Source organism: Serratia sp. SCBI, assembly GCF_000747565.1.
In the GTDB taxonomy this organism is placed as follows: Bacteria; Pseudomonadota; Gammaproteobacteria; order Enterobacterales; family Enterobacteriaceae; genus Serratia; species Serratia ureilytica.
Map to the genome: position 1 here is coordinate 879,816 of NZ_CP003424.1, position 18,133 is coordinate 897,948.

Below are 18,133 nucleotides of genomic sequence, written 5' to 3' on the forward strand. Positions count from 1 at the left end.
CCGATATATCAGTTTACCTAGGGTAAGAGACATATTATGAGCAACATTATTAAGCAACTTGAACAAGAGCAGATGAAACAAGACGTACCTGCATTCCGTCCGGGTGATTCCGTGGAAGTGAAGGTATGGGTCGTTGAAGGTAGCAAAAAACGTCTGCAGGCATTCGAGGGCGTGGTTATCGCTATCCGTAACCGCGGTCTGCACTCTGCATTCACTGTTCGTAAGATTTCCAACGGCGAAGGTGTTGAGCGCGTATTCCAGACTCACTCCCCAGTAATCGACAGCATTACTGTTAAACGTCGTGGTGCCGTTCGTAAAGCTAAACTGTACTACCTGCGTGAACGTACTGGTAAGGCTGCTCGTATCAAAGAGCGTCTGAACCGCGTTAACTAACGCTGCATCCAAAAGTTAATAGTTATCAGGGGTTGGCCTATGCCAACCCCTTTTTTTATCTTAAAACCTCGACAGGTTGCATTTGCGAGATTTCATCTGCGCATCGCCAACTTAATAAAGCCTGCATAAGCAGGCTTTTTGCATTACAGCGCCGCGGCGCTTTGTTTCTGCTGACTCTCCGGCGGGTGAGGCTGCGCCGGGATAATGTCATCGCCAGGTTTGACGATCACCCTCGCGACGGATTCGTGCGTGGCGAACGTGCAGCTGCAATTGATGTTGCGGCATTGATGGTAACGCTCTTTGGTCGACTCGCTCAGATAGCGGCTGGAGCGAGTGTGGGCCACGTGACCGCATAATGGACAGTGCATCATAAGAACCCCCTTGAACAAATTAAGTGAAATTGTTGTGGCATCACTACTTAGGCGAGCGAGCCCGTCATGATGAGGCAATACCTTGCAAGCACAGTGCGCGTTCCATGGCGCGTCGCTGTTCCAGCCCCTTGTTTTTCTTTCCATTTACATAAACCCAGCGTGGCAACTGATCGCAGGCCTGCTGCCACTGACCCTGCTGCAGCAGCGCGACCAGCGTGGAATGGCAGGCGGCGCTGATACCCACGTTGAAGGCGAAGGCGATCACCGCATCATAGGTTTCTTGCGAGAGCGTTTGCGGTAGACAGGCGGCCATGCCGCGCTCGGTGCGGCGAACATCGTCTACCAAATCCGCAGCGGCTTTCCGTTCATCTATCGCCTTGCCAGGGATGACGCCGGCGGTGTGCCCAATGCCCTGTGTCCATACCCCGGCGTTGCACTGGTAAGGAGACAGTCGGCAACCTTCGAGATCGGCGATCAGCCTGAGGCCGGTTTCTGAGGTTTGCAGCTCGCCGAACGACGGCAACAACACGGCGATGGCTAAAACGGCGGCGACGCTGCAGCGTTTAACGATTGCACTCATCGAAAATTTTCCTCCGTGATGCCGCATTGCGCTCAATAGCCTTCAAGATCTGCAGGCTTTTACGTCGGTAATACCAGTTCACCAGGAAAGTGCCGATGCCTACTGCGGCGCCGACTAAAAAGGCAATGTCCTGCGGAGACAGTTTGCCCAGCCAGGCGAGGAACAGCGCCATGGCATAGGTGATGAATGAGGTGATTTTCTCCATAGCTTATGCTCGCTTCGTTTACAGAACCTCGGGATCCGAAGGCATCGATGCTTGGCAGCTCGCTATCGATATCCGTCATGCTCCTGACCTGTATAATAATTACTGTATATGCATACAGTATTAAGCTATTTGCTAAAGTCGTCAATGGGTGGGGTGAATATTTTTAGCAGATTGTGCAAAAGGTGACTGCGCGCATAAAAAAAGCCCATCGATGATGGGCTTCGAGAAATCATGGGCGGGCAGGTTACAGGCCGTAGACCAGCGTGACCGAGGTTGTCGTGTCGGTGTTCTTCGGCGCGGAGGCCGGTGGCTTGCTGTTGTAGGTCACGGTGTAAGCTACGCGCAGTGAAAAGCGATCGTTGATCGCCACGTTCAACGCGCTTTCCGAGTTCAGCGTGGTTTCTTCGTTCGCCAGTGCGGAGACGCCCTGAATGAACTTGGTGTTGTCGGTGAGCTGATAGGAATAGTTGGCCGCGCCATAGGCCAGCCCTTTGGTCGAGCGGCCGCCGCCATGGTATTCGTCATGGCGCACGCCGGGACCGAATTCCACCCGCAGGTCGCTGAGCGGCCCGTTGAGGATTTGACGGCCATAGCCGCTGGTCAGCGTGGAGCGTGAGTCGTAACCGTTGAAACGGTCGCTCAGCCAGCTGGCCTGGCCGAACAGGTAGTTGCGATCGGTCAGGTTATAGCGCGTACGGCCGCCGGCCTGATACTTTTCGGACGAGCGCACGTTGGAAGAGGTGGTGTTGTTGGCCGCCCCCACAGGCTGTACGCCGCGTCGGTGTTGAACCAGGTCATGTTGGTATTGGCCAACAGAGTGGAACTCTGCGAGTTGCCGGACTGGGCGTTGTAGCCCGCCTGCACGTTGCCTTCGAACGGTTTCTTGGCGGTGGCCGGATCGTCCATCGCGGTGAAAAGCGTATTGTCGGCAAGGGCTGAAACACTGGTGAAAGTCGTTAAGCAGCAAATATACAGCGGAAAAGCGCGACGAGCGCGGGAAGAGAGCATCTTGGATCCAGTTGTTAAGGGTGATTATTGTTGATGACGGTCACATTATATCGGTTCATTTCGGCGACAAAAATAGCCGCCATTAGCTTAAGTTTTTAATTTTTATCCCTCATTTATTCGCTTTTCTTCTACTTAAATTCATCGCTTTCGACGGCATTCCGTGCTGATCCTGCTTCGCCCGGCCGCCGGTGCCGAGATGGGGCGTGCATCCTCGCTGTAAAATATAATGTACAAATATGTTTACGATAAATGGCTTTGTTAGGCAGGAGGGGTTACAGCGTGATGATGGGCTGTTTAATTGTTTAATATATTGTATTTGTTGAGTTTAAATCTACTTTCGCAACCCTGACTCAAAGGTGGTTTAAGCAAGATAATGACGGTAATCTTTTATTTACGGAAAATGGATTGAAAACTTTACATATCATGATAGGGTAGACCCCTGAAACGCTCAATGTTCCATTTCAACGCATAACGCCAAACGACAGGAATAGCATCATGCAAAAAGACGCGCTCAATAACGTACACATCAGTGCAGAACAGGTTCTCATCACGCCGGAGGAGCTGAAGAACCAGTTCCCGCTCAGCGCCGACGACGAAAATGAAATCGCCACTGCGCGTAACACCATCGCCAACATTTTGCAGGGGCGCGATCATCGCCTGTTGGTGGTGTGTGGGCCTTGTTCGATCCACGATCCGGATGCGGCGCTGGACTACGCCCGTCGTTTGAAAACCCTGGCGGCTGACTTGAGCGATCAGCTGTATATCGTTATGCGCGTCTACTTTGAAAAACCCAGAACCACTGTCGGCTGGAAAGGTTTGATCAACGATCCGTACATGGACGGTTCGTTTGATGTTGAAGCAGGCTTGCATATCGCGCGTCGCCTGTTGCTGGATCTGGTGGGCATGGGCTTGCCGTTGGCTACCGAAGCGTTGGATCCGAACAGCCCGCAGTACCTGGGCGATTTGTTCAGCTGGTCGGCGATCGGCGCGCGTACCACCGAATCTCAGACCCACCGAGAAATGGCATCCGGCCTGTCGATGCCGGTCGGGTTCAAAAACGGCACCGACGGCAGCCTGGGTACCGCCATCAACGCCATGCGCGCCGCTGCCATGCCGCATCGCTTCGTCGGCATTAACCAGGCAGGCCAGGTTTGCCTGCTGCAGACTCAGGGCAACCCGGATGGGCACGTGATCCTGCGCGGCGGCAAAACGCCGAACTACAGCGCTGAGCACGTTGCGGCCTGTGAAAAACAGATGCTTGAGGCGGGACTCCACCCGTCCTTGATGATAGATTGCAGCCATGGCAACTCGAATAAAGACTATCGCCGTCAGCCGGCGGTTGCCGAGTCCGTGGTGGAGCAGATCAAGGCGGGTAACCGCTCAATCACCGGCATTATGCTGGAGAGCCATCTGCATGAGGGCAATCAGTCTTCCGAACAGCCGCGTGCAGACATGCGTTACGGTGTGTCCGTCACCGACGCCTGCATCAACTGGGAGAGTACGGAAACCCTGTTGCGCCATATGCATCAGGAACTCGGCGCTGCGCTGACGGCCCGCACGGGAGAAAAGTAAGTTATGGTGGCAGAACTGACCGCGCTGCGCGATCAAATCGATGAGGTGGATAAAGCGCTGCTGGATCTGCTGGCGAAACGCCTGCATCTGGTAGCGGAAGTGGGCGAAGTCAAAAGCCGTCATGGCCTGCCGGTTTACGTACCGGAGCGCGAAGCCGCGATGCTGGCCTCGCGTCGCCAGGAGGCGGAAAACCTCGGGGTGCCGCCGGATCTGATCGAGGACGTCTTGCGCCGCGTGATGCGCGAATCGTACGTCAGCGAGAATGATAAAGGCTTTAAAACTCTGTGTCCGCAGCTGCGGCCGATCGTCATCATCGGCGGCAACGGCCAGATGGGCCGGCTGTTCAACCGCTTGCTGACGCTGTCGGGTTATCAGGTCAGGGTATTGGATCAGGAAGATTGGCCGCAGGCGGAACAGCTGCTGGCAGACGCCGGCATGGTGATCGTCAGCGTGCCGATCCATGTGACCGAGCAGGTGATAAGCCGCCTGCCGACGCTGCCTGCCGACTGTATTCTGGTGGATTTGGCGTCGGTGAAGAACCGTCCGCTGCATGCGATGTTGGCGGCGCACAGCGGCCCTGTGGTGGGATTGCACCCGATGTTCGGCCCGGACGTGGGCAGCGTGGCGAAGCAGGTAGTGGTTTACTGCGACGGCCGCCAGCCGGAGGCTTACCAATGGTTGCTTGAGCAGCTGCAGGTGTGGGGCGCGCGGCTGCATCGCATCAGCGCGGTCGAACACGATCAGAACATGGCGTTTATTCAGGCGCTGCGGCACTTCGCCACCTTCGCCTACGGGTTGCATCTGGCGGAAGAGAACGTGCAACTGGAGCAGTTGCTGGCGCTCTCCTCGCCGATCTACCGGTTGGAGCTGGCGATGGTTGGCCGCCTGTTTGCGCAGGATCCGCAACTTTACGCCGATATCATCATGTCGTCGGAAGAAAACGTGGCGCTGATTAAGCGTTACTACCAGCGCTTCGGCGAGGCGATAAAGTTGTTGGAGCATGGCGACAAACAGGCGTTTATCGACAGTTTCCGCAAGGTGGAGCACTGGTTCGGCGATTACGCCCAACGCTTCCTGGTGGAGAGCCGCACGCTGTTGCGGCAGGCTAACGACAGCCGACAGTAAAACGCGGGCGGTAAACGTAAAGGGTTCGGCTTGGCCGAACCTTTTTTTATGGTTTCAGGATGGGTTGACCGGCACCACGGTGTCGCTTGGGTAACAGCCCAGTACCTTCAGCGAGCGGGTGATTGGCGCCAGATCGCGCAGCGCTTTTTGCATCGCGTCGGCACGCAGATTGGCTTGCACATCGATATAAAACATCTCTTCCCACGGATTGCCGTTGATCGGGCGTGATTCCAGTTTGGTCATGATGATGCCGTTGTCGCGCAGAACCAGCAGCGCTTCGACCAACGCGCCGGATTGCTGGCCGGTTGCCATGATCAGCGTGGTTTTTGCCGGCACCTGTTCGGAGACATCGATCGCTTTGCGCGCCAGGACGATAAAGCGGGTGATGTTTTGCTGCTGGTTGGCGAGATTGTGTTCCAGCACCTGCAGCCCGTACAGCGCGCCGCCGGCCTCGCTGCCCAGTGCAGCCACCTTCGGTGAATTCAGCTTGGCGACTTTCTCCATCGCGGCCGCCGTGCTTTCGGTGTATTCGATTTTCCAGTGCGGGAAGCGGTTAAGGAACTGGCTGCACTGTTGGAACGGCTGCGGATGGCTGTAGACGGTTTCTATCTGGCTCAGATCGCTGTCGCCGGCGATCAGAACGCAGTGGTTGATAGGGTTAGTCAGTTCGCCGACGATCGACAGGCTGGTGTGTTGCAGCAGATCGTAGACCTCGTTTATCGAACCGGAGCTGGTGTTCTCGATCGGCAAAATCGCGTAGTCCGCCTGGCCGGTTTCCACCTGGGCGAAAATATCTTGAAACTTCTGGCAGCCGCATTCGATCAGCCGATCGAAGTGGCGGGCAGCGTATTGGCGCGCCGCCAGATGTGAATAAGAGCCTTTCGGGCCGAGGAAAGCGATGCGGGCGGAATGCTGGCTGACGGGGTTGAGCTGGTGCTGCAACAGCGCCTGCTGGGTCAGAACGGAGTCTTCAATGATCAGTTGGAACAGGCGGGTGACGTAGAAACCGTCCAGGTCGTAAGGCTTGGCGGCGGCGATCAGCGCATCCAGCAGATCGCGTTCGCGCTCTTTGTCACGGATCGGGCGGTGAGAGTGCAGCTTGGTCTTGCCGACTTCGATCGCCAGCTCACGGCGTTCCGCCAGCAAGGCCAACAGTTTCAAGTCCAGTGCGCTGATGCGCTCGCGCAGCACCAATAACGGGTTGTCAGTCATAATCAGCTTCCGCCTTCAGTTCTTATTCGTTGTAAAACAGCCATAAAAAAAGCCCCCTGTTTCCAGGAGGCCTTGTTGTTCGTCTTCGCATTCTTTCTCACACGACGAAACGCCTCCCAGTCAGGGGAAGGTAAAAAAGAATGCGAAGAAAAACGGTGTGCGTGGCATGGTCTACCTAAGGTTAATGCGAACAGGTTTTAAAGTAACCGCTGGCTTTTACCTCGTCAACAAAAATACCCGACAAAAAACGCGCCCCTGGGCGCGTTTGATGCGGCAATCGCTGTCGGACGGTTATTCCTGCTCTTGCGTGACTTCCGGCACAATGTCTTTCACGCTGGCATTGCAGCGGCGCGCTTCGCCTTTGTGCTGCACTTTGTTCAACTGGCGCTCCAGTTTGGCGATCAGCTCATTAACGGCGGTATACATGTCATCATGTTTGGCGCTGGCGACCAGCGGGCCGTTAGGCGTAGTAATGGTAGCGTCGGCGACAAACCCTTGCGGCTCTTTGGATAAGACGATATGCGGGTTAATCAGCTGGGTCTGCCATTTTTCCAGTTTGGTGAGACGGTCTTCGACGTGATTGCGGATTGCGGGAGTGATATCCATTTGTTTGCTGGTAATGTTCAATGTCATATAACTTACCTCTCTGTCTTTCCGTCTTGGTGAATCCAGCATACCCCGCTTTTTGTTTAAATGCGTGATGTAAATCACGATTTTTTGTCACTTTTTGCAAAGTTAGTTCAATCTGTGATTCAGCATCTGAATTGGCTATCTAATGCTTGAGAGTTGCCGCCGGATGGCGCATTATTGATGAGTTGACCGGTGAGGAGCGCTAGCTAACACCGTGTTTTTACTTGTGTATTTTTCCAGTAAAAACCAGGTCGACGCCAATGAAAACGGCAGCCTTGGCTGCCGTTTGGTTTTTCTGCCGGTGCCGACGCGCGCTTATTGCGGGTTGGCGGCGATCACTTTGGCCACTTTGTCAGCCTGGCCGTTCAGCTGCAGCTGCTTGTAGGCATTTTCCATCAGCGGCAACACGTCATGCGTCGCTTTGGTATCCGGGAATTCACGCAACATCTGCTCGGCGCGATTAACGACCGCGACGTAAGCACCACGTTTAGTGTAGTATTCCGCCACCGAAAGCTCATACTTGGCCAAACGATCTTTCAGATACACCAAACGCTTGTTGGCGTCGGTCGCGTATTGGCTGTTCGGGTATTGCTGAATCAACTGGCTGAAGTCGCGGAACGCAGCGCGAGCGTGCTGAGGATCGCGGTCCGAACGGTCAACCCCGAAGAAGCCCTGCAGCGCGCTGTCATCAAGCGCCATGTCGGTCAGGCCGCGCATGTACATCACGTAATCGATGTTCGGGTGCGTCGGGTTCAGACGCATGAAGCGATCGATGGATGCCTGAGCCATCGGCAAGTCGGCGGCCTTATAGTAGGCGTAAATCAAATCCAGCTGGACCTGCTGGGAATACGGCCCGAAAGGATAGCGGTTATCTAACGCTTCGAGTTGCGTAATCGCGCCCTTGAAGTTACCGTCCTGCAGTTTTTGCTGCGCGGTAGCATAGATTTCCGAAGGTGGGTTGTCGGGAACCGCATCCTTGGATGTGGAGCAACCTGCCAGCGCCAGGCTCAACGTGGCTGCCGCCACCAGATATTTCATACGCGTCATGACGTTTTGATTATCCTCAGGGTGTTATTCCGGGAGACTGTCCGTTAAGCTCCCGACAAAGACCAGGTACAATAGCACATTATATTAAACGGCATCGCCGTGAAAACCCAACGTTAACGAAGAAGCTGCATATGGCACAACAAGTACAACTCACCGCAACGGTGGCCGAATCTCAACTCGGACAACGTTTAGATCAGGCTTTGGCCGAATTGTTCCCTGATTATTCACGATCTCGCATAAAAAGAGTGGATCCTGGGCGATCGGGTGAAGGTCAATGGCAAAACGTCAAATAAACCGAAAGAGAAGGTGCTGGGCGGAGAGACAGTCGCCATCGATGCACAGATTGAAGAAGAGGCGCGTTGGGAGCCACAGGATATCGCGCTGGATATCGTCTATGAAGACAGCGACATCCTGGTGATCAACAAGCCACGCGATTTGGTGGTGCACCCTGGCGCCGGTAACCCGGACGGCACGGTGCTCAATGCGCTGCTGCATCACTACCCGGAAATCGCCGACGTGCCGCGTGCCGGCATCGTGCACCGTCTGGATAAAGACACCACCGGCCTGATGGTGGTGGCGAAAACCGTGCCGGCGCAAACCCGGCTGGTGGAAGCGCTGCAGGCGCGTGAAATCACCCGTGAATACGAAGCGGTGGCGATCGGTACCATGACCGCCGGCGGTACGGTAGAAGAGCCTATCGCGCGCCATTCCACCAAGCGTACCCACATGGCGGTGCACCCGATGGGTAAGCCGGCGGTGACGCACTATCGCATTATGGAGCACTTCCGCACGCACACTCGTCTGCGCCTGCGCCTGGAAACCGGCCGTACTCACCAGATCCGCGTGCACATGGCTTACATTAGCCATCCGCTGGTGGGCGATCCGCTGTACGGCGGCCGTCCGCGTCCGCCGAAAGGCGCTTCGGAGGCCTTCATCAACACGCTGCGCGGCTTTGACCGCCAGGCGCTGCACGCTACCATGCTGCGTTTGTATCACCCGATCAGCGGCATCCAGATGGAGTGGCATGCGCCGCTGCCGCAGGACATGGTTGATCTGATCAACGCGCTGAAGGCGGACACCGAAGAATTCAAAGATCAGATGGACTGGTAATGCGCTCGCTCATTCTGCCCGACTGGCCGTTGCCTCCCGGCGTTAAAGCTTGCAGCACCACGCGCGATGGTGGCGTCAGCCTGCCACCTTATGACTCGCTGAACCTCGGCGCTCACGTGGGTGACGAGGCGCAAGCGGTGAAGCGCAATCGGGAACGGTTGGTTACCGCCGCCGGCTTGCCGCAGATGCCGGTATGGCTCGAGCAGGTGCACGGCACCCGCGTGGTGACGTTGACGGGACAAGCGCCCGCCGATCTGCGGGCGGATGCGGTGTACAGTAACGTGCCGGGTCAGGTGTGCGCAGTGATGACGGCGGATTGTCTGCCGGTGCTGTTCTGCTCGCAGCAAGGCGACGAAGTGGCCGCCGCTCACGCCGGTTGGCGTGGGCTATGCCACGGCGTGCTGGAGCAAACCGTGGCGGCGTTCAGCGCCGCACCGGGCCAAATCAGCGCCTGGCTGGGGCCGGCGATCGGCCCGCAGCAGTTCGAGGTCGGGCCGGAGGTGCGCGCCGCTTTCATGGCGGAAGACGCTGAGGCCGCAGCGGCATTTACCCCGCACGGCGATAAATTTTTGGCTAATATCTACTTGCTGGCTCGCCAACGCTTGTTGCGTGCGGGCGTTCAGGCCATTTATGGCGGCGACCGCTGTACGGTTAACGAAATGAGCCATTTTTTCTCCTATCGACGCGATGGAATAACCGGACGTCTGGCAAGTTTAATCTGGCTGATATAACCTATTGAATTAGGACGATCCAACGACGCATGGCGTTGTACCGAAAATTTAGCGTCGAGATAACCTTGAAAATTTGAGGGATGACCTCATTTAATCTCCAGTAGCAATTTCGACCCATCTTGGAGGTGTTATGCGTCTGGATCGTCTTACCAACAAATTCCAGCTTGCCCTCGCCGATGCCCAGTCACTAGCCCTTGGGCACGACAACCAGTTTATTGAACCGCTACATCTGATGAGCGCCCTGCTCAATCAGGAAGGGGGCACGGTTCGTCCACTATTAACTTCCGCAGGTATCGATGCCGGGCGTGTGCGCACCGAGATCGAACAGGCGCTGTCCCGTTTACCGCAGGTAGAAGGCACCGGTGGCGACGTTCAACCGTCCCACGAGTTGGTGCGCGTTTTGAACCTGTGCGACAAGCTGGCGCAAAAGCGTGCGGACAAATTCATTTCTTCCGAGCTGTTTGTGCTTGCGGTGCTGGAAGACCGCGGCTCGTTGACCGACTTGTTGAAAGCGGCCGGCGCGACGGCCGATAAAATCAGCAAAGCCATTGAACAAATGAGAGGCGGTGACAGCGTGGAAGACCAAGGCGCCGAAGACCAACGGCAGGCATTGAAGAAATACACTATCGATCTGACCGAACGTGCTGAGCAGGGCAAGCTTGACCCGGTGATCGGCCGTGACGAAGAGATCCGTCGCACCATTCAGGTGCTGCAACGCCGTACCAAAAACAACCCGGTGTTGATCGGCGAGCCTGGCGTGGGTAAAACCGCCATCGTCGAAGGTCTGGCGCAGCGCATCATTAACGGCGAAGTGCCGGAAGGACTGAAGCACAAGCGCGTATTGTCCCTCGATATGGGCGCCTTGATCGCCGGCGCCAAATATCGCGGCGAGTTTGAAGAGCGTCTGAAAGGCGTGCTCAACGATCTGGCCAAGCAGGAAGGCAGCGTTATCCTGTTTATCGACGAACTGCACACCATGGTCGGCGCCGGTAAGGCGGATGGCGCGATGGACGCAGGCAACATGCTGAAGCCGGCGCTGGCGCGCGGCGAGCTGCACTGCGTCGGTGCCACTACGCTGGATGAATACCGTCAATATATAGAGAAGGATGCGGCGCTTGAACGTCGTTTCCAGAAAGTGTATGTGGCTGAGCCGAGCGTGGAAGACACCATTGCTATTCTGCGCGGCCTGAAAGAGCGTTACGAACTGCACCACCACGTGCAGATAACCGACCCGGCCATTGTGGCGGCGGCAACGCTTTCGCACCGCTATATCGCCGATCGTCAATTGCCGGACAAGGCTATTGACCTTATCGACGAAGCGGCGTCCAGCATTCGCATGCAGATGGACTCCAAGCCGGAGTCGCTCGACAGGCTTGAGCGCCGCATCATCCAATTGAAACTGGAACAGCAGGCGCTGAATAAAGAGTCTGATGACGCCAGCAAGAAACGCCTGGACATGCTGAGCGATGAGCTGGGGCAGAAAGAGCGCGAATACTCGGAGCTGGAAGAAGAGTGGAAAGCGGAAAAAGCGTCGCTCTCCGGCACCCAGAACATCAAGGCAGAACTCGAGCAGGCCAAAATCACCCTGGAGCAGGCGCGTCGCGTCGGCGATCTGGGGCGGATGTCGGAACTGCAGTACGGCAAAATCCCTGAGCTGGAAAAACAGCTCGCCGCCGCCACGCAGGCCGAAGGCAAGAGCATGAAGCTGCTGCGCAACCGGGTGACCGATGCGGAGATTGCCGAAGTGCTGGCGCGTGCGACCGGGATCCCGGTCGCAAGAATGCTGGAAGGCGAGCGCGACAAGCTGCTGCGCCTGGAACAAGAACTGCATTCGCGAGTGATTGGCCAGGACGAAGCGGTCAGCGCAGTCTCCAATGCGATCCGCCGCAGCCGTGCGGGGCTGTCCGATCCTAACCGACCGATCGGTTCGTTCCTGTTCCTCGGTCCGACCGGGGTAGGGAAAACCGAGCTTTGCAAGGCGCTGGCTTCGTTCCTGTTCGACAGCGACGACGCCATGGTGCGTATCGATATGTCCGAGTTTATGGAGAAACACTCCGTTTCGCGTCTGGTCGGCGCGCCTCCGGGCTATGTCGGTTATGAAGAGGGCGGCTACCTGACGGAAGCCGTACGTCGCCGGCCTTATTCGGTGATTCTGCTGGATGAAGTCGAGAAAGCGCACCCGGACGTGTTCAATATTCTGTTGCAGGTGTTGGATGACGGCCGCCTGACCGATGGTCAAGGCCGCACCGTCGATTTTCGCAATACCGTGGTGATCATGACGTCCAACCTGGGTTCCGATCTGATCCAGGAACATTTCGGTCAGATGAACTACGCGCAGATGAAAGAGTCGGTGATGGAGATGGTGAGTCACCACTTCCGTCCGGAGTTCATCAACCGTATCGACGAAGTGGTGGTGTTCCACCCGCTGGGCGAGAAACACATCGCCGCGATTGCCAAGATTCAGTTGTCGCGTCTGTACAAGCGTTTGGAAGAGCGCGGTTACGAAGTGACCATGACCGAACCGGCCCTGGCGCTGTTAAGCAAAACCGGCTACGACCCTGTATATGGCGCGCGCCCGTTGAAACGCGCTATTCAGCAGGAAATCGAGAACCCGCTGGCACAACAAATCCTGTCCGGCAAGCTGTTACCTGGCAAGCTGGTGACGTTGGATGTGGAAAACGACCATATCGTTGCCCGCCAATAACGGCGATTAAGGATAATAAAGATGAAAGGGAGCGGGGGACCGCTCCCTTTTCTTTATCTTCGTTTGTCCCTATTTACAGGGGTTGCCGCTATTACTGCCCTAAAACTGGTATTTTTTGACTAATAAATATCCTAAAAAGTCGTTTTTGGTGATTAGGGGAACGCTTGAAAAGTTTTTTGCATTTAGGGGTTGCGGCCTGCCGAGAACTCCCTATAATGCGCCTCCACTGACCGGGAACAACGACTGACAAGCCGCCGGGTCAGCGAGAAGAAAGCGAAATAAACGCTTGACTCTCCGGGTGAAAAGCGTAATATACGCAGCCCGCGCCGATGAGTTTCTCGGCACTGCTCTTTAACAATTTATCAGACAATCTGTGTGGGCACTCCACAAGACGATATCCAGCATCTTCGGATGCAAAAAATATCAAGTCTTGAAGAGTGACTAACTGAAGTAAAATTCATGCAGTAAATCTTTGAGCATCGCTTCTCGAGTGGAAGCACATCAAGCTTTTAATTGAAGAGTTTGATCATGGCTCAGATTGAACGCTGGCGGCAGGCTTAACACATGCAAGTCGAGCGGTAGCACAGGGGAGCTTGCTCCCCGGGTGACGAGCGGCGGACGGGTGAGTAATGTCTGGGAAACTGCCTGATGGAGGGGGATAACTACTGGAAACGGTAGCTAATACCGCATAACGTCGCAAGACCAAAGAGGGGGACCTTCGGGCCTCTTGCCATCAGATGTGCCCAGATGGGATTAGCTAGTAGGTGGGGTAATGGCTCACCTAGGCGACGATCCCTAGCTGGTCTGAGAGGATGACCAGCCACACTGGAACTGAGACACGGTCCAGACTCCTACGGGAGGCAGCAGTGGGGAATATTGCACAATGGGCGCAAGCCTGATGCAGCCATGCCGCGTGTGTGAAGAAGGCCTTCGGGTTGTAAAGCACTTTCAGCGAGGAGGAAGGTGGTGAACTTAATACGTTCATCAATTGACGTTACTCGCAGAAGAAGCACCGGCTAACTCCGTGCCAGCAGCCGCGGTAATACGGAGGGTGCAAGCGTTAATCGGAATTACTGGGCGTAAAGCGCACGCAGGCGGTTTGTTAAGTCAGATGTGAAATCCCCGGGCTCAACCTGGGAACTGCATTTGAAACTGGCAAGCTAGAGTCTCGTAGAGGGGGTAGAATTCCAGGTGTAGCGGTGAAATGCGTAGAGATCTGGAGGAATACCGGTGGCGAAGGCGGCCCCCTGGACGAAGACTGACGCTCAGGTGCGAAAGCGTGGGGAGCAAACAGGATTAGATACCCTGGTAGTCCACGCTGTAAACGATGTCGATTTGGAGGTTGTGCCCTTGAGGCGTGGCTTCCGGAGCTAACGCGTTAAATCGACCGCCTGGGGAGTACGGCCGCAAGGTTAAAACTCAAATGAATTGACGGGGGCCCGCACAAGCGGTGGAGCATGTGGTTTAATTCGATGCAACGCGAAGAACCTTACCTACTCTTGACATCCAGAGAACTTAGCAGAGATGCTTTGGTGCCTTCGGGAACTCTGAGACAGGTGCTGCATGGCTGTCGTCAGCTCGTGTTGTGAAATGTTGGGTTAAGTCCCGCAACGAGCGCAACCCTTATCCTTTGTTGCCAGCGGTTCGGCCGGGAACTCAAAGGAGACTGCCAGTGATAAACTGGAGGAAGGTGGGGATGACGTCAAGTCATCATGGCCCTTACGAGTAGGGCTACACACGTGCTACAATGGCGTATACAAAGAGAAGCGACCTCGCGAGAGCAAGCGGACCTCATAAAGTACGTCGTAGTCCGGATTGGAGTCTGCAACTCGACTCCATGAAGTCGGAATCGCTAGTAATCGTAGATCAGAATGCTACGGTGAATACGTTCCCGGGCCTTGTACACACCGCCCGTCACACCATGGGAGTGGGTTGCAAAAGAAGTAGGTAGCTTAACCTTCGGGAGGGCGCTTACCACTTTGTGATTCATGACTGGGGTGAAGTCGTAACAAGGTAACCGTAGGGGAACCTGCGGTTGGATCACCTCCTTACCTAAAGATATTAGTTCGAGTGGCGTGCTCACACAGATTGTCTGATGAAAAAGTAACGAGCAAAAGCGTCATAAAAGTACGGTGTCGTGTCCCCTTCGTCTAGAGGCCTAGGACACCGCCCTTTCACGGCGGTAACAGGGGTTCGAATCCCCTAGGGGACGCCAAGCTTCCGACCCACCCGGTGAAAGCGGCGGTCTCAAGTATCTGACGATACACCATATCTTAAAGATGACTTCCGAGTCATGTTTAAGATATTGCTCTTTAACAATCTGGAACAAGCTGAAAATTGAAACATGACGGCTGAAATTTATCCCTCCGTAGATGTACTGGGATGAAGAGTAACCTGTCATAGAGTCTCTCAAATGTTTGCAGCGCGAACGATGGAAACATCTTCGGGTTGTGAGGTTAAGTGACTAAGCGTACACGGTGGATGCCTAGGCAGTCAGAGGCGATGAAGGGCGTGCTAATCTGCGAAAAGCGTCGGTAAGGTGATATGAACCGTTATAACCGGCGATACCCGAATGGGGAAACCCAGTGTGTTTCGACACACTATCATGTCATGAATACATAGTGGCATGAGGCGAACCGGGGGAACTGAAACATCTAAGTACCCCGAGGAAAAGAAATCAACCGAGATTCCCCCAGTAGCGGCGAGCGAACGGGGAGGAGCCCAGAACCTGAATCGGCTTGTGTGTTAGTGGAAGCGTCTGGAAAGTCGCGCAGCAAAGGGTGATAGCCCCGTACACTAAAATGCACAGGTCGTGAGTTCGATGAGTAGGGCGGGACACGTGACATCCTGTCTGAATATGGGGGGACCATCCTCCAAGGCTAAATACTCCTGACTGACCGATAGTGAACCAGTACCGTGAGGGAAAGGCGAAAAGAACCCCGGCGAGGGGAGTGAAATAGAACCTGAAACCGTGTACGTACAAGCAGTGGGAGCACCTTCGTGGTGTGACTGCGTACCTTTTGTATAATGGGTCAGCGACTTATATTTTGTAGCAAGGTTAACCGTATAGGGGAGCCGTAGGGAAACCGAGTCTTAACTGGGCGATTAGTTGCAAGGTATAGACCCGAAACCCGGTGATCTAGCCATGGGCAGGTTGAAGGTTGGGTAACACTAACTGGAGGACCGAACCGACTAATGTTGAAAAATTAGCGGATGACTTGTGGCTGGGGGTGAAAGGCCAATCAAACCGGGAGATAGCTGGTTCTCCCCGAAAGCTATTTAGGTAGCGCCTCGTGAACTCATCTTCGGGGGTAGAGCACTGTTTCGGCTAGGGGGCCATCCCGGCTTACCAAACCGATGCAAACTCCGAATACCGAAGAATGTTATCACGGGAGACACACGGCGGGTGCTAACGTCCGTCGTGAAGAGGGAAACAACCCAGACCGCCAGCTAAGGTCCCAAAGTCATGGTTAAGTGGGAAACGATGTGGGAAGGCATAGACAGCCAGGATGTTGGCTTAGAAGCAGCCATCATTTAAAGAAAGCGTAATAGCTCACTGGTCGAGTCGGCCTGCGCGGAAGATGTAACGGGGCTAAACCATGCACCGAAGCTGCGGCAGCGACGCTTAGCGTTGTTGGGTAGGGGAGCGTTCTGTAAGCCGTTGAAGGTGGCCTGTGAGGGTTGCTGGAGGTATCAGAAGTGCGAATGCTGACATAAGTAACGATAAAGCGGGTGAAAAGCCCGCTCGCCGGAAGACCAAGGGTTCCTGTCCAACGTTAATCGGGGCAGGGTGAGTCGACCCCTAAGGCGAGGCTGAAAAGCGTAGTCGATGGGAAACAGGTTAATATTCCTGTACTTGGTGTTACTGCGAAGGGGGGACGGAGAAGGCTAGGCTGGCCGGGCGACGGTTGTCCCGGTTTAAGCGTGTAGGGGGTGTGACCTGGTAAATCCGGTTGCATATCAACCCTGAGGCGTGATGACGATGCACTACGGTGCAGAAGTAGTTGATGCCCTGCTTCCAGGAAAATCCTCTAAGCTCCAGGTAACATTAAATCGTACCCCAAACCGACACAGGTGGTCAGGTAGAGAATACCAAGGCGCTTGAGAGAACTCGGGTGAAGGAACTAGGCAAAATGGTGCCGTAACTTCGGGAGAAGGCACGCTGGCATGTAGGTGAAGTCCCTTGCGGATGGAGCTGAAGCCAGTCGAAGATACCAGCTGGCTGCAACTGTTTAATAAAAACACAGCACTGTGCAAACACGAAAGTGGACGTATACGGTGTGACGCCTGCCCGGTGCTGGAAGGTTAATTGATGGGGTCAGCCGCAAGGCGAAGCTCTTGATCGAAGCCCCAGTAAACGGCGGCCGTAACTATAACGGTCCTAAGGTAGCGAAATTCCTTGTCGGGTAAGTTCCGACCTGCACGAATGGCGTAATGATGGCCAGGCTGTCTCCACCCGAGACTCAGTGAAATTGAACTCGCTGTGAAGATGCAGTGTACCCGCGGCAAGACGGAAAGACCCCGTGAACCTTTACTATAGCTTGACACTGAACATTGAGCCTTGATGTGTAGGATAGGTGGGAGGCTTTGAAGCGTGGACGCCAGTCTGCGTGGAGCCATCCTTGAAATACCACCCTTTAATGTTTGATGTTCTAACTCGGCCCCGTAATCCGGGGTGAGGACAGTGTCTGGTGGGTAGTTTGACTGGGGCGGTCTCCTCCCAAAGAGTAACGGAGGAGCACGAAGGTTAGCTAATCACGGTCGGACATCGTGAGGTTAGTGCAAAGGCATAAGCTAGCTTGACTGCGAGAGTGACGGCTCGAGCAGGTACGAAAGTAGGTCTTAGTGATCCGGTGGTTCTGAATGGAAGGGCCATCGCTCAACGGATAAAAGGTACTCCGGGGATAACAGGCTGATACCGCCCAAGAGTTCATATCGACGGCGGTGTTTGGCACCTCGATGTCGGCTCATCACATCCTGGGGCTGAAGTAGGTCCCAAGGGTATGGCTGTTCGCCATTTAAAGTGGTACGCGAGCTGGGTTTAGAACGTCGTGAGACAGTTCGGTCCCTATCTGCCGTGGGCGTTGGAAGATTGAGAGGGGTTGCTCCTAGTACGAGAGGACCGGAGTGAACGCACCACTGGTGTTCGGGTTGTCATGCCAATGGCATTGCCCGGTAGCTAAGTGCGGAAAAGATAAGCGCTGAAAGCATCTAAGCGCGAAACTTGCCTCAAGATGAGTCTTCCCTGGGCCTTTAAGGCCCCTGAAGGAACGTTTAAGACTAAGACGTTGATAGGCTGGGTGTGTAAGTGCAGCGATGCATTGAGCTAACCAGTACTAATGATCCGTGAGGCTTAACCTTACAACACCGAAGGTGTTTTTAGAGAGATTTTCAGCGACGTTCCAAGATTGGTTCTGATGGCTTCATGGAAGTGAGGCGGTTGGA

At 55.0% G+C, this 18,133-nt stretch carries 12 protein-coding genes, 1 tRNA gene, 2 rRNA genes, 2 pseudogenes and 1 other annotated feature; of the genes and pseudogenes, 9 read left to right on the forward strand and 8 right to left on the reverse strand.

All coding sequences use genetic code 11. The annotated features are described in order from the left end of the window. Positions 1-36 precede the first annotated feature (36 nt). Entirely contained in the window at positions 37-393 is a 357-nt protein-coding gene (gene rplS, locus SERRSCBI_RS03970) for a 50S ribosomal protein L19 (protein ID WP_015376707.1), read from the forward strand. Positions 394-536: 143 nt separating this feature from the next. Here rplS and SERRSCBI_RS03975 read toward each other — a convergent pair whose 3' ends face one another. The 4 genes and pseudogenes from SERRSCBI_RS03975 to SERRSCBI_RS03990 all read right to left on the reverse strand — a co-directional run bounded on the left by SERRSCBI_RS03975 (position 537) and on the right by SERRSCBI_RS03990 (position 2,557). Continuing rightward, positions 537-764, reverse strand: a complete 228-nt coding sequence (locus SERRSCBI_RS03975; protein ID WP_033641912.1) for an ogr/Delta-like zinc finger family protein — start codon at positions 762-764, stop codon at positions 537-539. Between the two features lie 64 nt (positions 765-828). Then, complete coding sequence (locus tag SERRSCBI_RS03980) at positions 829-1,344, reverse strand: lysozyme (protein WP_033652733.1); 516 nt, start codon at positions 1,342-1,344, stop codon at positions 829-831. Next, positions 1,328-1,549, reverse strand: coding sequence for a holin (locus tag SERRSCBI_RS03985; RefSeq protein ID WP_033652732.1), 222 nt, complete (start codon positions 1,547-1,549; stop codon positions 1,328-1,330). Before SERRSCBI_RS03985 ends, SERRSCBI_RS03980 begins: the two co-directional genes overlap by 17 nt. A 244-nt stretch (positions 1,550-1,793) precedes the next feature. Beyond that, positions 1,794-2,557, reverse strand: a pseudogene (locus SERRSCBI_RS03990) (YdiY family protein). Between the two features lie 495 nt (positions 2,558-3,052). On the opposite strand from SERRSCBI_RS03990, the gene SERRSCBI_RS03995 reads away from it, so the two are divergent. Together SERRSCBI_RS03995 and tyrA are read left to right on the forward strand one after the other, a co-directional pair. Continuing rightward, a complete protein-coding gene (locus SERRSCBI_RS03995; RefSeq protein WP_016929016.1) occupies positions 3,053-4,129 on the forward strand; it encodes a 3-deoxy-7-phosphoheptulonate synthase in 1,077 nt (358 codons plus the stop codon). Between the two features lie 3 nt (positions 4,130-4,132). Then, the gene (tyrA, locus tag SERRSCBI_RS04000) at positions 4,133-5,254 is read left to right on the forward strand and encodes a bifunctional chorismate mutase/prephenate dehydrogenase (protein WP_033641292.1); all 1,122 of its coding nucleotides are present in this window, start codon (positions 4,133-4,135) and stop codon (positions 5,252-5,254) included. Between the two features lie 54 nt (positions 5,255-5,308). Here tyrA and pheA read toward each other — a convergent pair whose 3' ends face one another. The 4 genes from pheA to bamD all read right to left on the reverse strand — a co-directional run bounded on the left by pheA (position 5,309) and on the right by bamD (position 8,143). Then, complete coding sequence (gene pheA / locus SERRSCBI_RS04005) at positions 5,309-6,466, reverse strand: bifunctional chorismate mutase/prephenate dehydratase (protein ID WP_042783716.1); 1,158 nt, start codon at positions 6,464-6,466, stop codon at positions 5,309-5,311. Positions 6,467-6,508: 42 nt separating this feature from the next. Next, positions 6,509-6,635 (reverse strand) — a sequence feature (Phe leader region). After that, a complete protein-coding gene (locus SERRSCBI_RS24655; protein WP_101428074.1) occupies positions 6,587-6,634 on the reverse strand; it encodes a hypothetical protein in 48 nt (15 codons plus the stop codon). Its footprint overlaps the feature before it by 48 nt. Positions 6,636-6,757: 122 nt before the next feature. Next, complete coding sequence (gene raiA / locus SERRSCBI_RS04010) at positions 6,758-7,099, reverse strand: ribosome-associated translation inhibitor RaiA (RefSeq protein ID WP_004932457.1); 342 nt, start codon at positions 7,097-7,099, stop codon at positions 6,758-6,760. A 312-nt stretch (positions 7,100-7,411) separates the two neighbouring features. Next, a complete protein-coding gene (gene bamD / locus SERRSCBI_RS04015) occupies positions 7,412-8,143 on the reverse strand; it encodes an outer membrane protein assembly factor BamD (RefSeq protein ID WP_004932456.1) in 732 nt (243 codons plus the stop codon). Positions 8,144-8,274: 131 nt separating this feature from the next. Between bamD and rluD the strand changes: the two are divergent. The 6 genes and pseudogenes from rluD (at position 8,275) to SERRSCBI_RS04045 (ending at position 18,049) form a co-directional block, all read left to right on the forward strand. Beyond that, positions 8,275-9,253 (forward strand): annotated as a pseudogene (rluD, locus tag SERRSCBI_RS04020) (23S rRNA pseudouridine(1911/1915/1917) synthase RluD). Further along, positions 9,253-9,984 (forward strand): purine nucleoside phosphorylase YfiH, encoded by a 732-nt coding sequence (gene yfiH, locus SERRSCBI_RS04025; protein WP_033641938.1) that lies wholly within the window; start codon positions 9,253-9,255, stop codon positions 9,982-9,984. The pseudogene rluD and the gene yfiH overlap by 1 nt, the downstream one beginning before the upstream one ends. Before the next feature lie 130 nt (positions 9,985-10,114). Beyond that, positions 10,115-12,688: an ATP-dependent chaperone ClpB gene (clpB, locus tag SERRSCBI_RS04030; RefSeq protein ID WP_042783717.1), complete on the forward strand. Its 2,574-nt coding sequence runs from the start codon at positions 10,115-10,117 to the stop codon at positions 12,686-12,688. Between the two features lie 510 nt (positions 12,689-13,198). After that, positions 13,199-14,739 (forward strand): 16S ribosomal RNA (locus SERRSCBI_RS04035). An 88-nt stretch (positions 14,740-14,827) separates the two neighbouring features. Further along, a tRNA-Glu gene (locus tag SERRSCBI_RS04040) sits at positions 14,828-14,903 on the forward strand. 239 nt (positions 14,904-15,142) lie between these two features. Then, a 23S ribosomal RNA gene (locus SERRSCBI_RS04045) occupies positions 15,143-18,049 on the forward strand. Together the 16S and 23S rRNA genes with 1 tRNA gene alongside form the textbook arrangement of a ribosomal RNA operon. Positions 18,050-18,133: the final 84 nt, after the last annotated feature.

What these genes read in the sequence shown, in the direction of transcription:
- SERRSCBI_RS03985 (WP_033652732.1), bottom strand. Translation starts at nt 1,549, where the DNA reads ATGGAGAAAATCACCTCATTCATCACCTATGCCATGGCGCTGTTCCTC.
- bamD (WP_004932456.1), bottom strand. Translation starts at nt 8,143, where the DNA reads ATGACGCGTATGAAATATCTGGTGGCGGCAGCCACGTTGAGCCTGGCG.
- SERRSCBI_RS03980 (WP_033652733.1), bottom strand. Translation starts at nt 1,344, where the DNA reads ATGAGTGCAATCGTTAAACGCTGCAGCGTCGCCGCCGTTTTAGCCATC.
- raiA (WP_004932457.1), bottom strand. Translation starts at nt 7,099, where the DNA reads ATGACATTGAACATTACCAGCAAACAAATGGATATCACTCCCGCAATC.
- SERRSCBI_RS03995 (WP_016929016.1), top strand. Translation starts at nt 3,053, where the DNA reads ATGCAAAAAGACGCGCTCAATAACGTACACATCAGTGCAGAACAGGTT.
- pheA (WP_042783716.1), bottom strand. Translation starts at nt 6,466, where the DNA reads ATGACTGACAACCCGTTATTGGTGCTGCGCGAGCGCATCAGCGCACTG.
- yfiH (WP_033641938.1), top strand. Translation starts at nt 9,253, where the DNA reads ATGCGCTCGCTCATTCTGCCCGACTGGCCGTTGCCTCCCGGCGTTAAA.
- clpB (WP_042783717.1), top strand. Translation starts at nt 10,115, where the DNA reads ATGCGTCTGGATCGTCTTACCAACAAATTCCAGCTTGCCCTCGCCGAT.
- tyrA (WP_033641292.1), top strand. Translation starts at nt 4,133, where the DNA reads ATGGTGGCAGAACTGACCGCGCTGCGCGATCAAATCGATGAGGTGGAT.
- rplS (WP_015376707.1), top strand. Translation starts at nt 37, where the DNA reads ATGAGCAACATTATTAAGCAACTTGAACAAGAGCAGATGAAACAAGAC.
- SERRSCBI_RS03975 (WP_033641912.1), bottom strand. Translation starts at nt 764, where the DNA reads ATGATGCACTGTCCATTATGCGGTCACGTGGCCCACACTCGCTCCAGC.